Consider the following 19023-nt stretch of genomic DNA (forward strand, 5'->3'; position numbering starts at 1 on the left):
GGGTGATGACGGGATCGAACCGCCGACCCTCTGCTTGTAAGGCAGATGCTCTCCCAGCTGAGCTAATCACCCTTCGTCTCGGTGTGGCGCGCATTCTACGGAGCGACCTTATGTCTGGCAAGCACTTTCTTAAATCTTTTTTTTGAGGCCTTCCAATGGCTTAGGCAGGGTTGGCCTGGGGCGCTATCAAGAGAATAATGCCCCCCTTTGTATAAAGGAGAGACTCACCCCATGTGGTTCAAGAACCTGCTTATCTATCGCCTGACCCAAGATCTGCCTGTTGATGCCGAGGCGTTGGAAGCGGCCATGGCCACCAAACTGGCGCGACCTTGTGCGAGCCAGGAGTTGACCACCTACGGTTTCGTCGCGCCTTTCGGTAAAGGCGAGGACGCTCCCCTGGTTCACGTCAGCGGTGACTTCCTGCTGATCGCCGCCCGCAAGGAAGAACGCATCCTGCCGGGTAGCGTGGTGCGTGACGCACTGAAAGAGAAAGTCGAAGAGATCGAAGCCGAGCAAATGCGCAAGGTCTATAAAAAGGAACGCGACCAGATCAAGGATGAAATCATCCAGGCCTTTCTGCCCCGCGCCTTTATTCGTCGTTCGTCGACCTTTGCCGCCATCGCGCCGAAACAGGGCCTGATCCTGGTGAACTCGGCCAGCCCGAAACGCGCCGAAGACCTGCTCTCCACCCTGCGGGAAGTGATCGGCACCCTGCCGGTTCGCCCACTCACCGTGAAGACCGCGCCCACCGCCATCATGACCGACTGGGTCACCACCCAGAAACCGGCCGCTGACTTCTTCGTCCTCGATGAGTGCGAACTGCGCGACACCCACGAAGACGGCGGCATTGTGCGTTGCAAGCGCCAGGACCTGACCGGCGAAGAAATCCAGTTGCACCTGACCACCGGCAAGGTCGTGACCCAGCTGTCCCTGGCCTGGCAGGACAAGCTGTCCTTCATGCTCGACGACAAGATGACCGTCAAGCGCCTGAAGTTCGAAGACCTGCTGCAAGACCAGGCGGAACAGGACGGTGGTGAAGAGGCCCTGGGTCAACTGGACGCCAGCTTCACGCTGATGATGCTGACCTTCGGTGACTTCCTGCCGGCGTTGATCGAAGCCCTTGGCGGCGAAGAAACCCCGCAAGGCATCTAAGCCGTGTGAAGATCAAATTGTGGGAGGGGCCCCTCCCACAGTTGATCGCAGTTGCACTTCAAGCATCTAACAACAAGGACACCCCATGCGCGCACTCGCCGCCTTGAGCCGCTTCGTCGGCAATACCTTCGCCTACTGGGTGTTGATCTTCGCCGTCGTGGCTTTCCTCGAACCCAGCTGGTTCCTCGGCCTGAAAAGCGCCATCGTCCCGCTGCTGGGCCTGGTGATGTTCGGCATGGGGCTGACCCTCAAACTTGAAGACTTCGCCGAAGTCGCTCGCCACCCGTGGCGCGTGGCCCTGGGTGTAGTCGCGCACTTCGTGATCATGCCGGGGGTGGCGTGGCTGCTGTGCCAGGCCTTTCACCTGCCGCCGGAAATTGCCGTCGGCGTGATCCTGGTCGGTTGCTGCCCAAGCGGCACTTCCTCCAACGTGATGACCTGGCTGGCCCGTGGCGACCTGGCACTGTCGGTGGCCATCGCTGCCGTCACCACCCTCCTCGCCCCACTGCTCACCCCGGCGCTGATCTGGCTGCTGGCCTCGGCCTGGTTGCCGGTGTCGTTCATAGAGTTGTTCTGGTCGATCCTGCAAGTGGTGCTGCTGCCGATCGTGCTCGGCGTGGTCGCGCAACGCCTGCTCGGCGAGCGGGTCCGCCATGCGGTGGATGTGCTGCCCCTGGTGTCGGTGGTCAGCATTGTGATTATCGTTGCTGCAGTAGTGGCGGCCAGCCAGGCGAAAATAGCCGAATCGGGCCTGCTGATCATGGCTGTGGTGATGCTGCACAACAGCTTCGGTTACCTGCTGGGCTACTTCACCGGCCGTGTGTTCAAACTACCATTGGCCCAACGCAAGTCGTTGGCACTGGAAGTGGGCATGCAGAACTCAGGGCTGGGCGCCGCCTTGGCCAGTGCGCACTTTTCGCCGTTGGCGGCAGTGCCCAGTGCGTTGTTCAGTGTCTGGCACAATATTTCCGGGGCATTGCTGTCGACGTATTTCCGCCGCATGAGCGAGAAGGAAGACCGCCGCGTACTGGAGAACACGCCGCAAACTTGATCGCATGATCAATTTTCGGCACTCTACCGAGCTTCGCGGGGACGACCTCGCGACGCTGTCGAGGCGCACAATCCGGGGACGACCCCGCCTATGGAAGCGAGGTCATCATGTCCTGGATCATTCTGTTTTTTGCCGGTTTGTTCGAAGTCGGCTGGGCCGTCGGCCTGAAGTACACCGACGGTTTCAGCAAGCCACTGCCCACTGCCCTGACGATTGCCGCCATGGCCACCAGCCTCGGCCTGCTGGGGCTGGCCATGAAGGAACTGCCCCTGGGCACCGCCTACGCCATCTGGACCGGCGTGGGCGCGGTGGGCACCGTGATTGCCGGGATTGTCCTGTTCGGGGAGTCCATGGCGCTGTTCCGGTTGGCCAGTGTGGCGTTGATTATCTGCGGGCTTGTTGGGCTTAAGATCAGCGCTTAGGCCGCTACCGCCATCGGGGGCAAGCCCCCGATGAGTCCGGTACATCCAGCACAGAACTACCTGACACTCCCCCGCAAAACACCCACCACCGCCTGCAACTGCGCAGGCGTCGCCGCCTCCACGGCAATTGGCTCACCCGCCACCAACACCACCCGCGACCAGATTCGATGAAAGAAGCCCTTATTCGGATCGCGGCTGAAGAAACTCCCCCACAGCCCCTGCAACGCCATCGGAATCACCGGCACCGGTGTCTCTTCCAGGATGCGCGTCACCCCACCACGAAACTCATTCATCTCGCCATCCGCTGTCAATTTGCCTTCCGGGAAGATACACACCAACTCCCCGTCCTTCAGGTACTGGGCAATGCGCGTGAAGGCCTTTTCGTAGATCTGGATGTCTTCGTTACGCCCGGCAATCGGAATCGCCCCGGCGGTGCGGAAGATAAAGTTCAGCACCGGCAAACGGTAGATCTTGTAGTACATGACAAAGCGAATCGGACGACGCACCGCGCCACCGATCAACAACGCATCGACAAACGACACGTGATTGCACACCAGCAACGCCGCGCCTTCATCCGGGATAGCGTCAAGGTTGCGATGCTCCACGCGGTACATGGAGTGGCTGAGCAGCCAGATCATGAAGCGCATGGTGAACTCGGGGACGATCTTGAAGATGTAGGCGTTGACCGCGATGTTGAGCAGCGACACCACCAGGAACAACTCCGGGATCGACAGCTTGGCCACGCTCAGCAGCAGGATCGACACGATCGCCGATACCACCATGAACAGCGCATTGAGAATGTTGTTGGCGGCGATCACCCGCGCCCGCTCGTTCTCGGCGGTACGCGACTGGATCAGCGCGTACAGCGGCACGATATAGAAGCCGCCGAACACCCCCAGGCCAAGGATATCGAACAACACCCACCAGGCCTGGCCGTAGCTGAGCACCGCGAGCCAATCGTTGGCCTGGACGTTCTGCGGGAAACCGCCGGAATGCCACCAGAGCAGCAGGCCGAACACCGTCAGGCCGAATGAGCCAAACGGCACCAGGCCGATTTCCACCTTACGCCCGGAGAGTTTTTCGCAGAGCATCGAGCCCAGGGCTATGCCCACCGAGAACACCGTGAGGATCAGGGTGACCACGGTTTCATCGCCGTACAACCATTCCTTGGCGTAGGCCGGGATCTGCGTCAGGTAGATCGCGCCGACAAACCAGAACCACGAGTTACCGACAATCGAGCGCGACACCGCCGGCGTCTGCCCCAGGCCCATGCGCAGCGTGGCCCAGGACTGGGTGAAGATATTCCAATCCAGGCGCAGTTGCGGCGTGGATGCCGCCGCCCGTGGAATGCTGCGGCTGGCCAGGTAACCCAGCACCGCCACGCCGACAATCGCCACCGCCACGATCGGCGCGTAATGGGTGGACGACATCATGATCCCGGCGCCAATGGTGCCGGCCAGGATGGCCAGGAACGTCCCCATCTCCACCAGGCCGTTGCCACCTACCAGCTCATCTTCGTGCAGGGCCTGGGGCATGATCGAGTACTTCACCGGACCGAACAGCGCCGAGTGGGTACCCATGGCAAACAACGCCAGCAGCATCAATTCCAAATGGTTGAACAGGAAGCCTGTGGCACCGACGGCCATGATCACGATCTCGCCGATCTTGATCGCACGGATCAACGCATCCTTGTTGAATTTTTCGCCAAACTGCCCGGCCAGCGCCGAAAACAGGAAGAACGGCAGGATAAACAGCAAGGCGCACAGGTTGACCCAAATGCTGCGGTCACCGTCGATGGTGAGCTTGTAGAGAATCGCCAGGATCAGCGATTGCTTGAAGATGTTGTCGTTGAAAGCGCCCAGCAACTGGGTGATGAAAAACGGCAGGAAGCGCCGTGTGCGCAGCAAGGTGAATTGTGAGGGGTGGCTCATCGTCCGTGTTCCTGCGTGGCCTAATAGTTATCAGGCCACGACTTTACCTAACTCCGCTTACTTATTCCCTAGTCCTGCAATGCACGGCGAAACAAAAAGCTCGCCTTTATAGGCGCCCTGCACAGTGCGCTTGGCCACGATCAGCCACATCAGCGCCAACGCCGCCACCAGCAGGCTACCGAAGGCGCTGAAGAAGCCCAGGTGCAGCAGGTTCGCCAGCTTCAGCGTGGCCAGGGCGTACACCCCCAACGGGAAGGTAAAGCCCCACCAACCGAGGTTGAACGGGATACCGCCGCGCAGGTAACGCAGGGTGATCAATACTGCGATCAGCATCCACCACAAGCCGAAGCCCCACAGGGTGATGCCTGCGACCAGGCCGAGCCCATTGGCTATTTCACCCACGCCGGGCAAGCCATTGGCGGCAAAGATCGCCGGAGCATCGCCGCCCAGCAACAACATGCCCAGGGCACCGGTACCGATCGGGCCCAGCGCCAGCCAGCTCGACGCCGCCATGTTGGCGTGGGGCAGTTTGTGCAGGGCCATGCGCAACATCAGGATGGTCAGGATGCTGAACGCCACCGGCAGGGAAAACGCCCACAGCACATAGCTGGTCACCAGCATCACCAGTTGCGCATGAGCGTCCGCCAGGTGCGGCGCGAGCAAGCCGCCGCTGGCTGCAGCGACTTCGGCCGCCACCACCGGCAGCAGCCAGACGGCAGTCATCTGGTCGATGCTGTGTTCCTGGCGGGTGAACATCATGAAGGGAATCAGCACACCGCAGGCCAGGGCCATCGCCACATCCAGCCACCACAGGGCTTCGGCCAGCGCGATCACATCGGCGCCCCAACGCGGCAGGCCAAACAGCAGCAAGCCATTGAGAATGGTCGCCAGGCCCATGGGGATGGTGCCGAAGAACATCGAGACCGTGGAGTGCCCGAAAATCCGCCGTGCCTCGTGGAAAAACATCACCCAGCGCGCCGTATACAAGGCACTGAACAGAATGAACAGGCCAATGGTGAACCACCACAGTGCTTCGGCAATGGCCTGCACGCCTGGCAGGTTGACCGGCCATTGCGCCAGGGCCAGCGCCAGCACGCCGGTGCCCATGGTCGCGGCGAACCAGTTGGGGGTGAATTGGCGAATCACTTCCCGAGGCCGGGTCAGGTGACTGAAGGGTTTGTAGCTGATGGTCGTCGAGCAGGTCATGATGGCAATCCTCTTCCTCGCATGAGGTTGAGGCCATGGTAGAACCTGATCGAATATCTATATAACGGGTAATATCTCTAACTGTTATCTACTTTGCAGATATGCAGGCCGCCTTGGATTTTGCCGAATCCTGCAGCAGCAAGGCGACCAACGCCCCGAGGGCCAGCAGAATGAGGACTGCTCCGTAACCGTCGGTGGTGGCGATCAGGCCAAAGCGGCGAATCAGGTTGCCCGCCAGCAGCGAAGGCAAGCAAAACGCCAAGTAACTCAGCACATAGAATGCAGACATCAAGCCTGCCCGTTCATGGGGCAAGGCCAGTGGCACCACACTGCGCAATGCGCCGAGAAAGCCGGCGCCAAAGCCGCTGCCGGCGATCAATGTGGCGATAAAAAACAGCGGCAGGCTGGCGCTGTGCACCGCCGTAAGGATCAGCGCCACCCCCACCGCCAACAGCGTCGCGCCCAGGCGCAACACCTTGCTGGCCGGGCGATTGCGCAGGGTGAAGATCATCAGCGCACCGCTCAACGTCAGCACCGCCACCAGGCCGCCACCGATAAGGTTCGACGTAGAGCCCGTCGCCGCCCGTACCAGCGACGGCGCCAGGGACAAGTAAAAGCCCCCCATCGCCCACACCGCCACATCCACCGGCAATGACAGCCACAACGCGCGACGCGCCTGGGGCGGCACATGCAGCGTGGGGCGCAGCGAGGCCAGTGCACCGGGAATGCGTTCAACGGTTTCCGGCAGGCGCCACACATACAACGCCTGCATCAGCATCAGCGCCAGCAGCGTCCAGTAGATCAACTGCGTCGGCAGTGGCGCGAACTCCGCCAGCACGCTGCTGCCCATCGCACCGCACGCCATGCCGAGCAGCGGCGCCACGCTGTTGACCAGCGGGCCCTGCTGGCGATCGGTGTCGAGCAAGGCCGCGCCCAGCACCGCCGTGGCCATGCCGGTGGCAAACCCCTGTACGGTACGCGCGGCGATCAGCCAGGCCACACTGTCTTCATTGATAAACAGCAGCATCGCCAGCATATTCAGGACCAATGCCGTAAAAATCACGGGCCTGCGTCCCAGGTGGTCCGACAGCGAGCCCACGGTCAACAGCGCCGCCAACAGGCTCAAGGCGTACACGCCAAAGATCAGCGTGAGCGTGCCCGCCGAAAAATGCAGGCCCTCCTGATACAGGTGATACAACGGTGTCGGCGCACTGGAAGCGGCGAGAAACGTCAGCAACGTGACCGCGAGGAACACCAGGCTGGAACGATAAGAAGTGAGGCTGGACATGGGCATGCTCCGCTAAAGCTAATATTTTGCTTTTGCGGAGTGTGCTACCCGTCGGCGCTTAAAGCAAATTCTTTGTGTTAAGGTCACACGCATGGCGATAAAAGAAGGCCTCCGCCCGGGGGGCCGCAGTGCCCGGGTACAGGAATCGGTCCACTCGGCCGTGCGTGAATTGCTCGAAACCCACGAGCGCTCCAGTGTCACGGTGCCGATGATTGCCGCGCGCGCAGGCGTCACGCCGTCGACTATCTACCGGCGCTGGGGCGACCTCTCGGTGCTGCTCGCGGATGTGGCCCTGGCGCGCATGCGCCCCGACAGCGAGCCCGCCAACACCGGCAGCCTGCGTGGCGACTTGCGGGCGTGGGCCGAGCAATACCTGGATGAGATGAGTTCGGAGCCGGGCCGCAACATGATGCGCGACCTGCAATGCAGGGGGACGCCGGGCTACTGCGTAAGCATCTTGAGTGGGCAGCTTCAGGCGATTGTCGACCGTTATCCGCACCAGTCGCCACCGAGCGTGGACCACTTGATCAATCTGCTGGCAGCGCCGACGGTGTTTCGTATTCTGTTCTCAAACGCGCCGCTGACGGTTGAAGAACTGCACGCGCTGATCGAGCTGGCTCTGCAGACCTGAAGACCTGACACAAAACCAAATGTGGGAGGGGCAAGCCCCTTCCCACATTTTTTGACCGCGTTTTATCAGGTCCGCATCCCGCGCCCGCTCACCAGCAGCTTTGCGCAACCGATATACAACACCACAGTCGCCACCAGCATGAAGGTGATCGCCACGCTGATCTTGATATCCGACACGCCCAGGATGCCGTAGCGGAAGGCGTTGACCATGTGCAGCACCGGGTTGGCCAGCGACACGGTCTGCCAGAACGGCGGCAGCAAGGTGATGGAGTAGAACACCCCGCCCAGGTAGGTCAGCGGCGTCAGCACAAAGGTCGGGATGATCGAGATGTCATCGAAGTTGCGTGCGAACACGGCGTTGATAAACCCCAGCAGCGAGAAGATCGTCGCCGTCAGCACCACCACCAGAATGGTGACGCCGAGGTGATGCACCTGCAGGTGGGTGAAGAACAGTGACAGCAGCGTCACGATCACGCCCACCATCAAGCCGCGCAGTACGCCACCCAAGGTGTAGCCGATCAGGATGGTGTGGGGCGAAACCGGCGAGACCATCAGCTCTTCGATGGAGCGCTGGAACTTGCTGCCGAAGAAACTGGAGACCACGTTGCCATAGGAGTTGGTGATCACCGACATCATGATCAGGCCCGGCACGATGTACTCCATATAGGTGAAACCACCCATGTCGCCGATCTGCCGACCGATCAGGTTACCGAAGATCACAAAGTACAACACCATGGTGATCGCCGGCGGCAGCAGGGTCTGCGGCCAGATCCGGGTAAAGCGCTTCACTTCGCGGTAGACGATGGTCTGCAGTGCGACGAGGTTGGGTTGCAGCTCAGAACTCATACCGCCACCTTCGTCAGATTTTTCTCCACCAGGGACACGAACAACTCCTCAAGGCGATTGGTTTTATTACGCAGGCTCAGCACGTCGATGTTCTGCGCCGCCAACTGGGTGAACAACGCGGTGATGCCCATGGCTTTATCCACCTGGACTTCCAGGGTATGGCTGTCCAGCAGGCGGCTGGGGTAACCGAGCAGTTGCGGCGGTGCCGACAGGTTGTTCTTCAGGTCGAGCAGGAAGGTTTCCACATGCAGTTGGCCCAGCAGGTTACGCATGCTGGTGTTCTCGACGATGGTGCCGTGGTCGATGATGCCGATGTTGCGGCACAGCTGCTCAGCCTCTTCCAGGTAATGGGTGGTGAGGATGATGGTGATGCCCTTCTCGTTCAGCTCGGTGAGGAAGGTCCACATCGAGCGACGCAGTTCGATATCCACGCCGGCGGTGGGCTCATCGAGGATCAACAGGCGCGGTTCATGCACCAGCGCACGGGCGATCATCAGGCGACGCTTCATGCCACCGGACAGCGAACGGGACGGCACGTCGCGCTTGTCCCACAAGCCCAACTGGGTCAGGTATTGCTCGGCGCGCTCCTTGGCAACTTTCGCCGGGATGCCGTAGTAGCCAGCCTGGGTCACGACAATGTCGAAAGTCTTTTCGAACTGATTGAAGTTGAATTCCTGGGGCACCACGCCGATGGAGCGCTTGAGCGCCGCCGGGGATTTGTCCAGGTCGTGGCCGAAGATATTCACCGTGCCGCTGGTCTTGTTGACCAACGTGGAGAGGATACCGATGGTGGTGGATTTGCCGGCGCCGTTGGGGCCGAGCAAGGCGAAGAAGTCACCTTCGGCAACGTCCAGATCGATACCACTCAGGGCCTGGAAACCGTTGCCGTAGGTTTTGGTTAGCTGCCGGATGGACAGAGCGGAACTCATATCGGAATACGCACCAAAGAAGGGAATAGAAAGAGTAGATGAGGGCGCAGCGCACGTAGTTCAACGGCGGCGCATGACAGGCATGGTGCTTGCCCGCGCCGCACAAGTACAGTCACCTGTATTAATAGTCAGTATTAAGTCAACGCGGTCATGACCGCCTTGCGGTAGGCCGGGCGCTGTTGCAGGCGCTGGTACCAGGCCTCCAGATGGGGCATCGCCGGGCGTTCGATGGGCATCTCGAACCAGGCGTAGATAAAGCAGCCGAGGGGAATATCACCCATGCCGAAGGTCTCGCCCGACAGGTAAGGCTGCTCGGCCAATGCGTTGTCAACGGTGCTCAGTGCATCGATACAGGCCTGACGCCCGGCGTTGATGCTGTCCCAGTTCTGCTTCTGCGCCGGGGTACGCACGATGCCCCAGAACACGGCCTTGAACGGCTCGGCGAGGGTCGAGGTGGTCCAGTCCATCCATTTCTCGGCGCTGGCACGCGCCTGCAGGTCGCTCGGGTATAACCCCGACGCATGTTTGGCGCAGAGGTAGCGCACGATGGTGTTGGATTCCCACAGCACAAAGTCGCCATCCTCGATCATCGGCACCCGGCCATTCGGGTTCAATGCCCGGTATTGCGGCGTGTCCACCACGCCAAAAGCCCCGCCCGCATCAATTGCCTCATAGTCCAGGCCGAGTTCCTCGGCGCACCACAGTGCTTTCCTGACGTTTGATGAATTTTTACGACCCCAGATCTTCAGCATGACCGCGCCTTTTTGTTGATGAACATGGCTGGATGAACGCAGCAGCATACGCCGGTTCACCCGCGGCTCAAATCGCTCTGCATGTCGCCCAGCAAGGTCGGCATCTGTTCGGCAAACAGGTGCGGGTAACATTTCTCCAGATGGGCGAAGAAGAAATCCTCGGGCACATCGGGAAACTGCCCATGGTCCACCACGTACTCCATCGAGCGCTGCCCCTGGCGGTTGAATGCATGGAACACGCTGTCGTTGATCCCGTCGAAATCCAGCGGTGGTACGTCGAACACCTCACACAGTTGGCGGTTGAACGCCGGCGTCGCCTTGACCCAGCGGCCGTCCAGATAAAACTCGGTGTAGCCATGCATGGCGAACACATCGCTTTTGAGCAACGCGATCAGGCGCGGTGTCGACAGATGATTGCGCACATCCGCAAGACCGATGCGCGCCGGGATGCCGCAGTGGCGAGCGCAGGCGGCGAGCAAGGTGGCCTTGGGCACGCAATAGCTTTCGCCGGCGGCCAGGGCAAAGCTGGCGCTGAGGCTGCCGGGGTCGCGGCTGAAGGTGTAGGGGTTGTAGCGAATCGCCTCACGCACGGCGTAATAGAGACTGACCGCCTGGTCACGTAAATTCGCGCTGGCGCCGCGGTGTTTTTCGGCGAACTCCACCACCGCAGGGTGGTCACTATCGATGAAGCGGCTGGGACTCAGGTACGTATCCATGAGCTTGATCTCCGAAGGAAGCCTGGAGTTTAACGACAGGCCCGCCACGGAGATAACGACGATTCGGCCAAATGTCGGCGCCTGATGCCAGGTGTTCCCAGTACAACTTGTAACACCCTGATCACCCGCTTGTTCGGATGCCGACTAAGCTCCCTGGTGGTTTCGCCCCTGGTTTCACGGAGGATTGAATATGCTGTTGTTGTGGATACTGGTTCTGGTGGTCGGCATTGCCTACCTGGCACATCGCCGCGTCGCCCCCCTGCCCGCCCTGGGCGTGGTCGCCGTTTACCTGCTGGCGATGGGCGCCTGGAGCCATGCACCGGGTTGGCTGCTGCTGATTTTCTGGGTATTGATCGCTGTGGTGGCCGCGCCCTTGCTGCTGCCGGACCTGCGCCGTCAATACTTCACCAAGCCGCTGTTCAGCTGGTTCCAGAAAGTCTTGCCGCCGATGTCCGAGACCGAGCGCGACGCCATCGACGCCGGCACCGTGTGGTGGGACGGCGAACTGTTCAGCGGTCGCCCCGACTGGGACAAATTGCTGGCCTACCCCAAGGTCCAACTGACCGAGGAAGAACAGGCCTTTATCGACGGCCCCACCGAAGAACTCTGCGCCATGGTCAGCGACTGGGAAATCGGCCAGGCCATGGACCTGCCGCCGGCCGCGTGGGAGCACATCAAGACCCACGGTTTCTTCGCCCTGATCATTCCCAAGGAATATGGCGGCAAGGGCTTCTCCGCTTATGCCCACTCCCAGGTCGCGATGAAACTCGCCACCCGCAGCGGCGACCTGGCCTCCACCGTGATGGTGCCCAACTCCCTCGGCCCGGCCGAATTGCTGTTGCATTACGGCACCGACGAACAACGCAACCACTACCTGCCGCGCCTGGCGCGTGGCGATGACATCCCCTGCTTCGCCCTCACCGGCCCGCTAGCCGGTTCCGATGCCGGCGCCATGCCTGACACGGGCGTGATCTGCAAAGGCGAATGGGAAGGCAAGGAAACCCTCGGCCTGCGCCTGAACTGGGAAAAACGCTACATCACCCTTGGCCCGGTCGCGACCCTGCTGGGCCTGGCCTTCAAGGCCCATGACCCGGACCACCTGCTGGGTGAAGAAGAAGACCTGGGTATCAGCCTGGCGCTGATCCCTACCGACACCCCCGGTGTGGAAATCGGCCGTCGCCACCTGCCCCTCGGCGCCGCGTTCATGAACGGCCCCAACTCCGGCAAGGACGTGTTCATCCCCTTGGAATACCTCATCGGCGGCCAGGAAATGCTCGGCAAAGGCTGGATGATGCTGATGAACTGCCTGTCCGTCGGCCGTTCGATCTCCCTGCCCGCCGTGGGCACCGGCGCTGCCAAGTTCACCAGCCTGGTCACCGGCCAGTACGCTCAGGTGCGCGAGCAGTTCAACGTACCGCTGTCAGCCTTCGAAGGTATCCAGGAAGCCCTGGCGCGCATCGGCGGCAACGCCTGGCTGATGGACAGCGCACGCATGCTCACCGCCAATGCCGTGGACCTTGGGGAAAAACCCTCGGTGCTGTCGGCGATCCTCAAGTACCACCTGACCGAACGCGGCCGTGAGTGCATCAGCCACGCCATGGACGTACACGGCGGCAAGGGCATCATCATGGGCCCGAACAACTACCTGGGCCGCAGCTGGCAGGGCGCGCCGATCTTCATCACCGTGGAAGGCGCGAATATCCTCTCGCGCAACTTGATGATCTTCGGCCAGGGTGCCATCCGCTGCCACCCGTTCGTGCTCAAGGAAATGGCGTTGGCCGGTCGTGAGGACCACGATCAGGCGCTGAAGGAGTTCGACGGGCTGCTGATGCAACACATTGGCTTTGCCGTGAGCAATGCCGCCAGCACCCTGGTGCTGAACCTCGGCGTGGGGCACTTCGAGAAAGCCCCGGGCAACCGTTTGAGCCAGGGTTATTTCCGCGCATTGAACCGCCAGGCTGCCGCGTTCGCGCTGCTGGCGGACCTGAGCATGATGCTGCTGGGCGGCGAGTTGAAACGCCGCGAACGCCTGTCGGCACGCCTCGGTGACGTGCTGAGCCATATGTACCTGGCGTCGGCGGCACTCAAGCGTTACCACGACCTGGATTCGCCGGATCACCTGGAACCGCTGTTCGCCTGGGCCATGGAAGAAAGCCTCGGCGAGTCCGAGCGTGCGTTGGATGAGCTGCTGAGCAACTTCCCGAATAAAGTGCTGGGCTGCCTGCTGCGGGTGATTGTGTTCCCGTTCGGGCGTCGCCATACCGGTCCGTCCGATGCGCTGGATGCCGAAGTGGCCGCGGTGATTGGCCGCGCCAAAGGCGACCCGACCCTGGAAGAATTGCTGGCCGGCTGCTACCGCCCGCAATCGGCAGACGATCCGGTGGGCGCGCTGCAACACGCCTACGACCTGCTGGGTGCCAGCCACCCGCTGCAGAAAAAACTGCATGCCGCGCTCAAAAGCGGCCAGGTCAAACCGACTGCCGGCGAGCATGCCATCGATGCCGCGCTGCATGCCGGTGTGCTGCAACCGGCGGAAGCGCAGAGCTTGCGCGACGCCGAAGCGGCACGGCGCAAGGTGATCGACGTGGATGATTTCAGCAAAGAAGAGCTGGTACACGCCGAAGGTAAAGTCCGCTGAGTCCGGCGGTCATATAAAAACGGGCGCGAGAGGCATATACTCTCGCGCCCGTTTTTGCTTTAGAGGACTTATCTCGTGTCCAACGTCGTTGCCGATCATCTCGTCTTGCTCGACCACCTGCGCAGCATCCTGGTTGCCGTCGGCGAAGCCGAACAGGTACCCGAGGAAAGCCACACCCTGTTCCTGGAGCGCTTCGACGAACTGCGCGCCCTGCTGCCGATCGACCCGATCGAAAGCCAGTACCTGGGCCAGGACCTGATGAGTCAGGTCATCCTGCGCTACCCGCAGATCGCCCACCTGGTCCCGCGCGACCTGCTGTGGTTCTTCGGCGGCGATTGCCTGCACTTCATGCCCGACGAAGAACTGGACCTGTACCAGGCCCTGGAAGAGCGTCGCTTTGAAGCCGAACAGAACGACGAACCGTTCGACTGGAACCAGGAAAAGCAGCTGCTGGCCATGCCGCAGGACCAAAGCAAACACTGATTGTTCAAGACACTGCACAACTGAATGCGGGAGCGAGCAAGCCCTCCTCCCACATTTTCGACCGCGCCTATCGCCGGCGCAATGTCGGCTCCCTCGCCATGCATTCCACCAGATAATCGATAAACACCCGCAGCTTCGGCGGCAGGTTGCGCGTGGGCGAATGCAACAACCATGCCTCGCCATGGTAGGACGCAATAAAGTCCCACCCGGGCAACACCTGTACCAAGCGCCCCTCCTCCAACGCATGACGCGCGGTGAAATACGGCAAGCTGCCAATTCCCACATGCTGCAACACCGCATCCAGCCGAACGCCGGTGTGGTTCGCCGCATAACGTCCACGCACGCCGACCGTCACCGCCTTGCCGCCCTGGCGGAATTTCCAGCGCGAGTCACCCGGTGTTTCCCCCAGGTAGATACAACTGTGCTCCAGCAAATCATGGGGATGGCTCGGCGTGCCATGCTCGGCCAGGTACTGCGGTGTCGCGCACAGCAAGTGCTCGATGGGCAATAGCTGTCGCCCGACCAGCCCCGGTGGCGGACTGTCGGTGATGCGAATGCTCAGGTCGACATTGTCGTCGATCAGGTCCACATGCCGGTCTTCAAGGATCAGTTGCACATCTACCTTGGGATAGCGCCGCAGAAACTCCGGCATATGCGGATGCACCACAAACCGCCCGACCGCCTTCGGCACACTGACCCGCACCAGGCCCTCGGCCTCGTGGGTGAACTGGCCGCTGATTTCCATCACTGAGCGCGCCGCGCTGACCATCTCCTGGCAGCGCTTGAAGACCTCCTCACCGGCTTCACTCAGGCGCAATTTGCGCGTGGTGCGTTGCAACAAGCGGGTTGCCAGGGCCTTCTCCAGGCGCGAGATGCTACGGCTCACTGCCGACGGCGAAACGCTCAACTGCCGCGCCGCTTCGGAGAAGCTGCCGGTCTCCACTACCTTGACGAAAATCGCCATTTCGCCCAGCAGCGGCAAAGGAAGATTGATGCTCATGACGCACAGGTCCATTGATATTTGAGCGGATTATCACCTATCCAAGCACTATTTATACTGCCCACAGAACCCTGATGCGGATGTAGAAAATGACCGAGCGCCTGTTTTTCACCCATGACCACCTGACCGCCGAGCTTGAAGTACTCAGCTGCACCCCCTGCGAGGGCCAGTTTGCGGTCGTTTTGCAGTCGACGATTTTCCATCCCCAAGGCGGCGGCCAGCCGTTCGATACCGGCTGGCTGGGCGACAGCCAGGTGCTGCGAGTGACCCAGGAAACCGATCGCGTGGTGCACTATGTCAACCAACCGGTGGAACCGGGCCCCATCACCGCGCGAGTCGACGAACCACGCCGCGCCCTGCACACCCGCCTGCACTCCGCCGGGCATTTGATCGGCAACGCCGGCGAAACCCTGGGTTGGATGCCGATCAAGGCGCACCACTGGCCAGGTGAAGGCAAGATCACTTTTATCCGTGGCGAAACCGCGCAAGCCATGGACGCCGAGATCATTCAACGGCAGATCAACCAATGGATCGCCGCCGACTATCCGCGCCATATGGCCCTGGACGACGGCACCCGCGAAGTGGGCTTCGGTGATCTGCCCACCTACGCTTGCGGCGGTACCCATGTGCAAACGCTGGGCGAGTTGGGTCAGGTAACGATCCTGGCGCTTTCGGAGAAAAAGGGCGCGTTGTCGGTGCGTTACAGCCTGGACTAAAGCACGGGGTCGAGGGTGATATCGAGTTTTTAGATAAGCCTCCCAGTGGCCTCCCGGGCACGCCTTGGCAGTGGTAGTGTGTCGAAATATTTCTGACATGTTGATCAGGAATCCCCTATTTCCCTTTGCAAAGGAATGCCCCTGACCATGCACTTTCGACTCAAGCAATTGGCGGCTGCCACCCTGTTCGCGGCCGGCCTTTCGGTGATGACCGCACCTGCCTTTGCCAACATCACCCCAGAGCAAAGCACGGCGATTCTGAAGAGCTTCAGCGAAACGTCGGTCACGGACTTCCGTGGTTTCCTCGGCACCCTGGCCAAAGGCGACCTGGGCAAGGCCGACGACGTAGGCCCGGCGATCGGTGCCTTCCTCGATAACAAAACCCTGACCGCCGACCAGCAGAACGAGATCCATCGCCTGCTGGGTATTTATACCCGAGTGAAATACGGCAAGGCCGCCCTCGACACCCTGCGCGAACTGGTGGAAATCCCGACCTTCAACGTGGACGGCGTGCCGCAGTACAAAAATCCGGAATTCATCCGGATTGCCGACAAGATTCAGGCCCTGGCCAAGACCTTCAACCTGAACTTCCGTAACGTCGACAACCGCGTGTACGAGATCTCCCTGGAAGGCAGCGGCGACGAAGTGGTGGGCATCCACGCTCACGCCGACGTGGTGCCGGTGACGCCGGAGAACTGGGTGCTGAAAGACGGCACCAGGCTCGACCCGTTCAAGGTCACGCTGATCGGCGACCGCATGTATGGCCGTGGCACCGAGGATGACAAAAACGGCATCGTGGTGGCGATGTACGCTATGAAGGTGATCAAGGAAGAGAAGTTGCCGCTGGCGCGCAATTTCAAGCTGCTGGTGGACACCACCGAAGAAACTTCCGGCGACGCGATCCCCTATTACTTCGAACGCAACCCGACGCCGCAGTACAACCTGGCGCTGGATGGCGGCTACCCGGTGGTGATTGCCGAAAAAGGTTATGGCACTGTCATGGCCACCTTCCCGCGCCGCAAAGGGGAAGGCCAAGGCGCGGAAATCATCGCGATGACCGGCGGCATGGCCACCAACCAGATTCCCTCGGCCTCGGTTGCCACGTTGATCAGCGACACCCCTGCCGAACTGGCCGCCAGCCTGCAAAAAGCCGGTGCGGAGTATGCCAAACGCAACGGCGGTGACTTCGAAGTGACAGCCAAGGTGGTTGGCAAAGAGGTCAAGCTGACAGTGACCGGGGTTTCCGCGCACTCCTCCGAGCCGGAATCCGGTATCAACCCGGTGTCGCGCATGCTGGAGCTGATCCACAGCGTCGACGGCACGATCGCCCTCAAGCACAACCACATCACCGACGCGGCCCGTTATGCCTCGGACAACTGGGGCCTGGATTATCTGGGCGGCAAATTGGGCGTAGGTTTCTCCGATGATTTCATGGGGCCGCTGACCACCTCGCTGACCTTTGTCGGCCTGGATGACAAAGCCTTCAAGCTGGCGGTGAACCTGCGTGTACCAAAGGGCAAATCGCCGGAGAAACTGAAAGCCGAGATTTCCGACAAGTTGAGCGCCTGGGACAAGCAAACCAAGGTCAATGTGGACTTCACTTACTCGGTCGCCGAACCGATGTACCGCAACCCGGAAGGTGAGTGGGTGAAGGCCTTGTTGGCCGTGGCCAGCGAAAACCTGGGCATGGAGCACAAATTCGGCACCTCGGCCGGCGCGACGTCCGTGCATGAACTGCCCAATGGCGTGCAATTCGGCCTGGCGCGGCCGGAAGTGAAGTACACCGGGCACACCGACAATGAGTTCAAGACGGTCGACCAGTTCTTGCTGGATCTGCAGATCGTCACCGAAATGATCGGGCGTATCGGGCAGCTGCCGAAGCTATGACAGAGGTTCAAGCCCGCCACGGCTAAGCAACAGATAGCGCATGCAAAAACGCCGATCAGCATTGATCGGCGCTTGCACGGATAGGCAAAGCACTCAACCTGCCACGCCCAGGAATGGCAACGCCAGGTACAACTTGATCACCACCGCATTGGTGATATCGATGAAAAACGCCCCCACCATTGGCACCACCAGAAACGCAATCTGCGACGGGCCGAAGCGTTGAGTCACTGCTTGCATATTGGCAATGGCCGTTGGTGTAGCGCCGAGCCCGAAACCGCAATGCCCGGCCGCCAACACTGCCGCATCATAGTTGCTGCCCATGACCCGGAACGTGACGAAAATCGCGAACAGCGCCATCAACAACGCCTGCGCGGCCAACAGGATCACGATGGGCAGTGCCAGTGCCGCCAGGTCCCAGAGCTTGAGCGACATCAGGGCAATGGCCAGGAACAACGACAAACTGACGTTGCCCAGCACCGACACTTCACGCTCGAATACCTGATGCCAACCCAGCGCCGACAACCCGTTACGCAGCACTACGCCGATAAACAGCACGCACACGAAGGTGGGCAATTCGAACGCCGTGCCTTGAAGAAAACCATTGAGCAAAGTGCCGACCTGCAGGCTGATCGCGAGAAGTGCCAGGGTCTCGATAAACGAGAATGAAGTGATCAAGCGCTCCTGGTTGGGCTGCTCGAAGCCCTTCGGCAAGCGCGGTTGCGGATGCTCCAGGCCGGGCGTCCGGACACGCTTGATGAGCAAACGCGCGACCGGTCCGCCAATCAAGCCGCCGAGGACCAAACCGAAGGTCGCCGAAGCGATGGCCAGCTCAGAGGCGGAGGCAACAGCATATTTTTCGCTGAACACCGAGCCCCACGCAGCCCCGGTGCCGTGACCGCCCGACAATGTCACAGAGCCAGCAAGCAAGCCCATCAGAGGGTCAAGCCCCAACGCCGTGGCCAACGCAATACCCATGGCGTTCTGCACCACCAACAGTGCAGTGACGACCAACAGGAAAATACCCAGGATGCGTCCGCCTTTCTTCAGGTTGGCGAAGTCCGCATTCAGTCCAATGGTGGCAAAAAATGCCAGCATCAGCGGGGTTTGCAGCGAAGGGTCGAACCGCACCTCGATATCAGCCAGCCCGCGCAACGCCAGCAGCAGCACGGCAACCACCAGACCGCCGGCCACCGGTTCAGGAATATTGTAGGTGCGCAAAAAGCTGATTCGCGCGACCAGCCCACGTCCCAGTAAAAGAACCAGTGACGCGGCGACCAGCGTGGAATAGAAATCGAGTTCAAGCATTCAGGCATCTCTCTGGAGTAGGCCGGGAAATCGGGCACGCCAGAGTAAAGATCACCAAGCCAATACGCACC

General features: G+C 60.9%; 17 protein-coding genes and 1 tRNA gene. 8 read left to right on the forward strand and 10 right to left on the reverse strand.

Features of this window, described 5'->3' with window-relative positions; all coding sequences use genetic code 11:
• Positions 1-72: transfer RNA gene (locus AC07OT_RS11425), tRNA-Val, on the reverse strand.
• Positions 73-231: 159 nt separating this feature from the next.
• Here AC07OT_RS11425 and rdgC point away from each other — a divergent pair.
• From rdgC to sugE, 3 genes are all read left to right on the forward strand, one after another.
• Complete coding sequence (gene rdgC / locus AC07OT_RS11430; RefSeq protein ID WP_065939896.1) at positions 232-1152, forward strand: recombination-associated protein RdgC; 921 nt, start codon at positions 232-234, stop codon at positions 1150-1152.
• Between the two features lie 85 nt (positions 1153-1237).
• Positions 1238-2203: a bile acid:sodium symporter family protein gene (locus AC07OT_RS11435; protein ID WP_495108100.1), complete on the forward strand. Its 966-nt coding sequence runs from the start codon at positions 1238-1240 to the stop codon at positions 2201-2203.
• A 107-nt stretch (positions 2204-2310) separates the two neighbouring features.
• Positions 2311-2625: a quaternary ammonium compound efflux SMR transporter SugE gene (gene sugE / locus AC07OT_RS11440; RefSeq protein ID WP_495108101.1), complete on the forward strand. Its 315-nt coding sequence runs from the start codon at positions 2311-2313 to the stop codon at positions 2623-2625.
• Positions 2626-2681: 56 nt separating this feature from the next.
• Here sugE and AC07OT_RS11445 read toward each other — a convergent pair whose 3' ends face one another.
• The 3 genes from AC07OT_RS11445 to AC07OT_RS11455 form a co-directional block, all read right to left on the reverse strand.
• Complete coding sequence (locus AC07OT_RS11445; RefSeq protein WP_495108102.1) at positions 2682-4556, reverse strand: MFS transporter; 1875 nt, start codon at positions 4554-4556, stop codon at positions 2682-2684.
• A 57-nt stretch (positions 4557-4613) separates the two neighbouring features.
• A complete protein-coding gene (locus AC07OT_RS11450; protein ID WP_495108103.1) occupies positions 4614-5762 on the reverse strand; it encodes a TDT family transporter in 1149 nt (382 codons plus the stop codon).
• An 88-nt stretch (positions 5763-5850) separates the two neighbouring features.
• The gene (locus AC07OT_RS11455) at positions 5851-7050 is read right to left on the reverse strand and encodes an MFS transporter (RefSeq protein ID WP_495108104.1); all 1200 of its coding nucleotides are present in this window, start codon (positions 7048-7050) and stop codon (positions 5851-5853) included.
• A gap of 91 nt (positions 7051-7141) precedes the next feature.
• Here AC07OT_RS11455 and AC07OT_RS11460 point away from each other — a divergent pair, with 91 nt between their 5' ends.
• Positions 7142-7681, forward strand: coding sequence for a TetR/AcrR family transcriptional regulator (locus AC07OT_RS11460; protein WP_495108105.1), 540 nt, complete (start codon positions 7142-7144; stop codon positions 7679-7681).
• Positions 7682-7746: 65 nt separating this feature from the next.
• Here the strand turns inward: AC07OT_RS11460 and AC07OT_RS11465 are convergent, their stop codons facing one another.
• The 4 genes from AC07OT_RS11465 to AC07OT_RS11480 form a co-directional block, all read right to left on the reverse strand.
• On the reverse strand, positions 7747-8526 hold the full coding sequence (locus AC07OT_RS11465) for an ABC transporter permease (RefSeq protein ID WP_012723134.1): 780 nt from the start codon (positions 8524-8526) through the stop codon (positions 7747-7749).
• A complete protein-coding gene (locus tag AC07OT_RS11470; RefSeq protein WP_495108106.1) occupies positions 8523-9455 on the reverse strand; it encodes an ABC transporter ATP-binding protein in 933 nt (310 codons plus the stop codon). Before AC07OT_RS11470 ends, AC07OT_RS11465 begins: the two co-directional genes overlap by 4 nt.
• A gap of 134 nt (positions 9456-9589) precedes the next feature.
• On the reverse strand, positions 9590-10207 hold the full coding sequence (locus AC07OT_RS11475) for a glutathione S-transferase family protein (protein ID WP_495108107.1): 618 nt from the start codon (positions 10205-10207) through the stop codon (positions 9590-9592).
• A gap of 56 nt (positions 10208-10263) precedes the next feature.
• Positions 10264-10923, reverse strand: coding sequence for a transglutaminase-like domain-containing protein (locus AC07OT_RS11480; RefSeq protein WP_495108108.1), 660 nt, complete (start codon positions 10921-10923; stop codon positions 10264-10266).
• Between the two features lie 190 nt (positions 10924-11113).
• Here AC07OT_RS11480 and AC07OT_RS11485 point away from each other — a divergent pair, with 190 nt between their 5' ends.
• Together AC07OT_RS11485 and AC07OT_RS11490 are read left to right on the forward strand one after the other, a co-directional pair.
• A complete protein-coding gene (locus AC07OT_RS11485; protein WP_495108109.1) occupies positions 11114-13561 on the forward strand; it encodes an acyl-CoA dehydrogenase in 2448 nt (815 codons plus the stop codon).
• Between the two features lie 75 nt (positions 13562-13636).
• Positions 13637-14044 (forward strand): PA2817 family protein, encoded by a 408-nt coding sequence (locus AC07OT_RS11490; RefSeq protein ID WP_010567536.1) that lies wholly within the window; start codon positions 13637-13639, stop codon positions 14042-14044.
• A gap of 67 nt (positions 14045-14111) precedes the next feature.
• Here the strand turns inward: AC07OT_RS11490 and AC07OT_RS11495 are convergent, their stop codons facing one another.
• Entirely contained in the window at positions 14112-15044 is a 933-nt protein-coding gene (locus AC07OT_RS11495) for a LysR family transcriptional regulator (protein ID WP_495108110.1), read from the reverse strand.
• A gap of 89 nt (positions 15045-15133) precedes the next feature.
• On the opposite strand from AC07OT_RS11495, the gene AC07OT_RS11500 reads away from it, so the two are divergent.
• Both AC07OT_RS11500 and AC07OT_RS11505 read left to right on the forward strand, forming a co-directional pair.
• Complete coding sequence (locus AC07OT_RS11500; protein ID WP_495108111.1) at positions 15134-15760, forward strand: alanyl-tRNA editing protein; 627 nt, start codon at positions 15134-15136, stop codon at positions 15758-15760.
• A gap of 147 nt (positions 15761-15907) precedes the next feature.
• Positions 15908-17647: a dipeptidase gene (locus AC07OT_RS11505; protein WP_495108112.1), complete on the forward strand. Its 1740-nt coding sequence runs from the start codon at positions 15908-15910 to the stop codon at positions 17645-17647.
• Positions 17648-17740: 93 nt separating this feature from the next.
• On the opposite strand, the gene gltS is transcribed toward AC07OT_RS11505, so the two are convergent.
• On the reverse strand, positions 17741-18952 hold the full coding sequence (gene gltS, locus AC07OT_RS11510; RefSeq protein ID WP_141157173.1) for a sodium/glutamate symporter: 1212 nt from the start codon (positions 18950-18952) through the stop codon (positions 17741-17743).
• Positions 18953-19023: the final 71 nt, after the last annotated feature.

It is taken from the genome of Pseudomonas sp. GW821-FHT09C10 (genome assembly GCF_059418085.1).

Excerpts from the sequence above, each read along its gene's own strand:
- AC07OT_RS11480 (WP_495108108.1), bottom strand. The coding sequence starts at position 10,923 with ATGGATACGTACCTGAGTCCCAGCCGCTTCATCGATAGTGACCACCCT.
- AC07OT_RS11465 (WP_012723134.1), bottom strand. The coding sequence starts at position 8,526 with ATGAGTTCTGAGCTGCAACCCAACCTCGTCGCACTGCAGACCATCGTC.
- AC07OT_RS11435 (WP_495108100.1), top strand. The coding sequence starts at position 1,238 with ATGCGCGCACTCGCCGCCTTGAGCCGCTTCGTCGGCAATACCTTCGCC.
- AC07OT_RS11470 (WP_495108106.1), bottom strand. The coding sequence starts at position 9,455 with ATGAGTTCCGCTCTGTCCATCCGGCAGCTAACCAAAACCTACGGCAAC.
- rdgC (WP_065939896.1), top strand. The coding sequence starts at position 232 with ATGTGGTTCAAGAACCTGCTTATCTATCGCCTGACCCAAGATCTGCCT.
- AC07OT_RS11505 (WP_495108112.1), top strand. The coding sequence starts at position 15,908 with ATGCACTTTCGACTCAAGCAATTGGCGGCTGCCACCCTGTTCGCGGCC.
- sugE (WP_495108101.1), top strand. The coding sequence starts at position 2,311 with ATGTCCTGGATCATTCTGTTTTTTGCCGGTTTGTTCGAAGTCGGCTGG.
- AC07OT_RS11485 (WP_495108109.1), top strand. The coding sequence starts at position 11,114 with ATGCTGTTGTTGTGGATACTGGTTCTGGTGGTCGGCATTGCCTACCTG.
- AC07OT_RS11475 (WP_495108107.1), bottom strand. The coding sequence starts at position 10,207 with ATGCTGAAGATCTGGGGTCGTAAAAATTCATCAAACGTCAGGAAAGCA.
- AC07OT_RS11450 (WP_495108103.1), bottom strand. The coding sequence starts at position 5,762 with ATGACCTGCTCGACGACCATCAGCTACAAACCCTTCAGTCACCTGACC.
- AC07OT_RS11500 (WP_495108111.1), top strand. The coding sequence starts at position 15,134 with ATGACCGAGCGCCTGTTTTTCACCCATGACCACCTGACCGCCGAGCTT.
- AC07OT_RS11460 (WP_495108105.1), top strand. The coding sequence starts at position 7,142 with ATGGCGATAAAAGAAGGCCTCCGCCCGGGGGGCCGCAGTGCCCGGGTA.
- gltS (WP_141157173.1), bottom strand. The coding sequence starts at position 18,952 with ATGCTTGAACTCGATTTCTATTCCACGCTGGTCGCCGCGTCACTGGTT.
- AC07OT_RS11445 (WP_495108102.1), bottom strand. The coding sequence starts at position 4,556 with ATGAGCCACCCCTCACAATTCACCTTGCTGCGCACACGGCGCTTCCTG.
- AC07OT_RS11495 (WP_495108110.1), bottom strand. The coding sequence starts at position 15,044 with ATGAGCATCAATCTTCCTTTGCCGCTGCTGGGCGAAATGGCGATTTTC.
- AC07OT_RS11455 (WP_495108104.1), bottom strand. The coding sequence starts at position 7,050 with ATGTCCAGCCTCACTTCTTATCGTTCCAGCCTGGTGTTCCTCGCGGTC.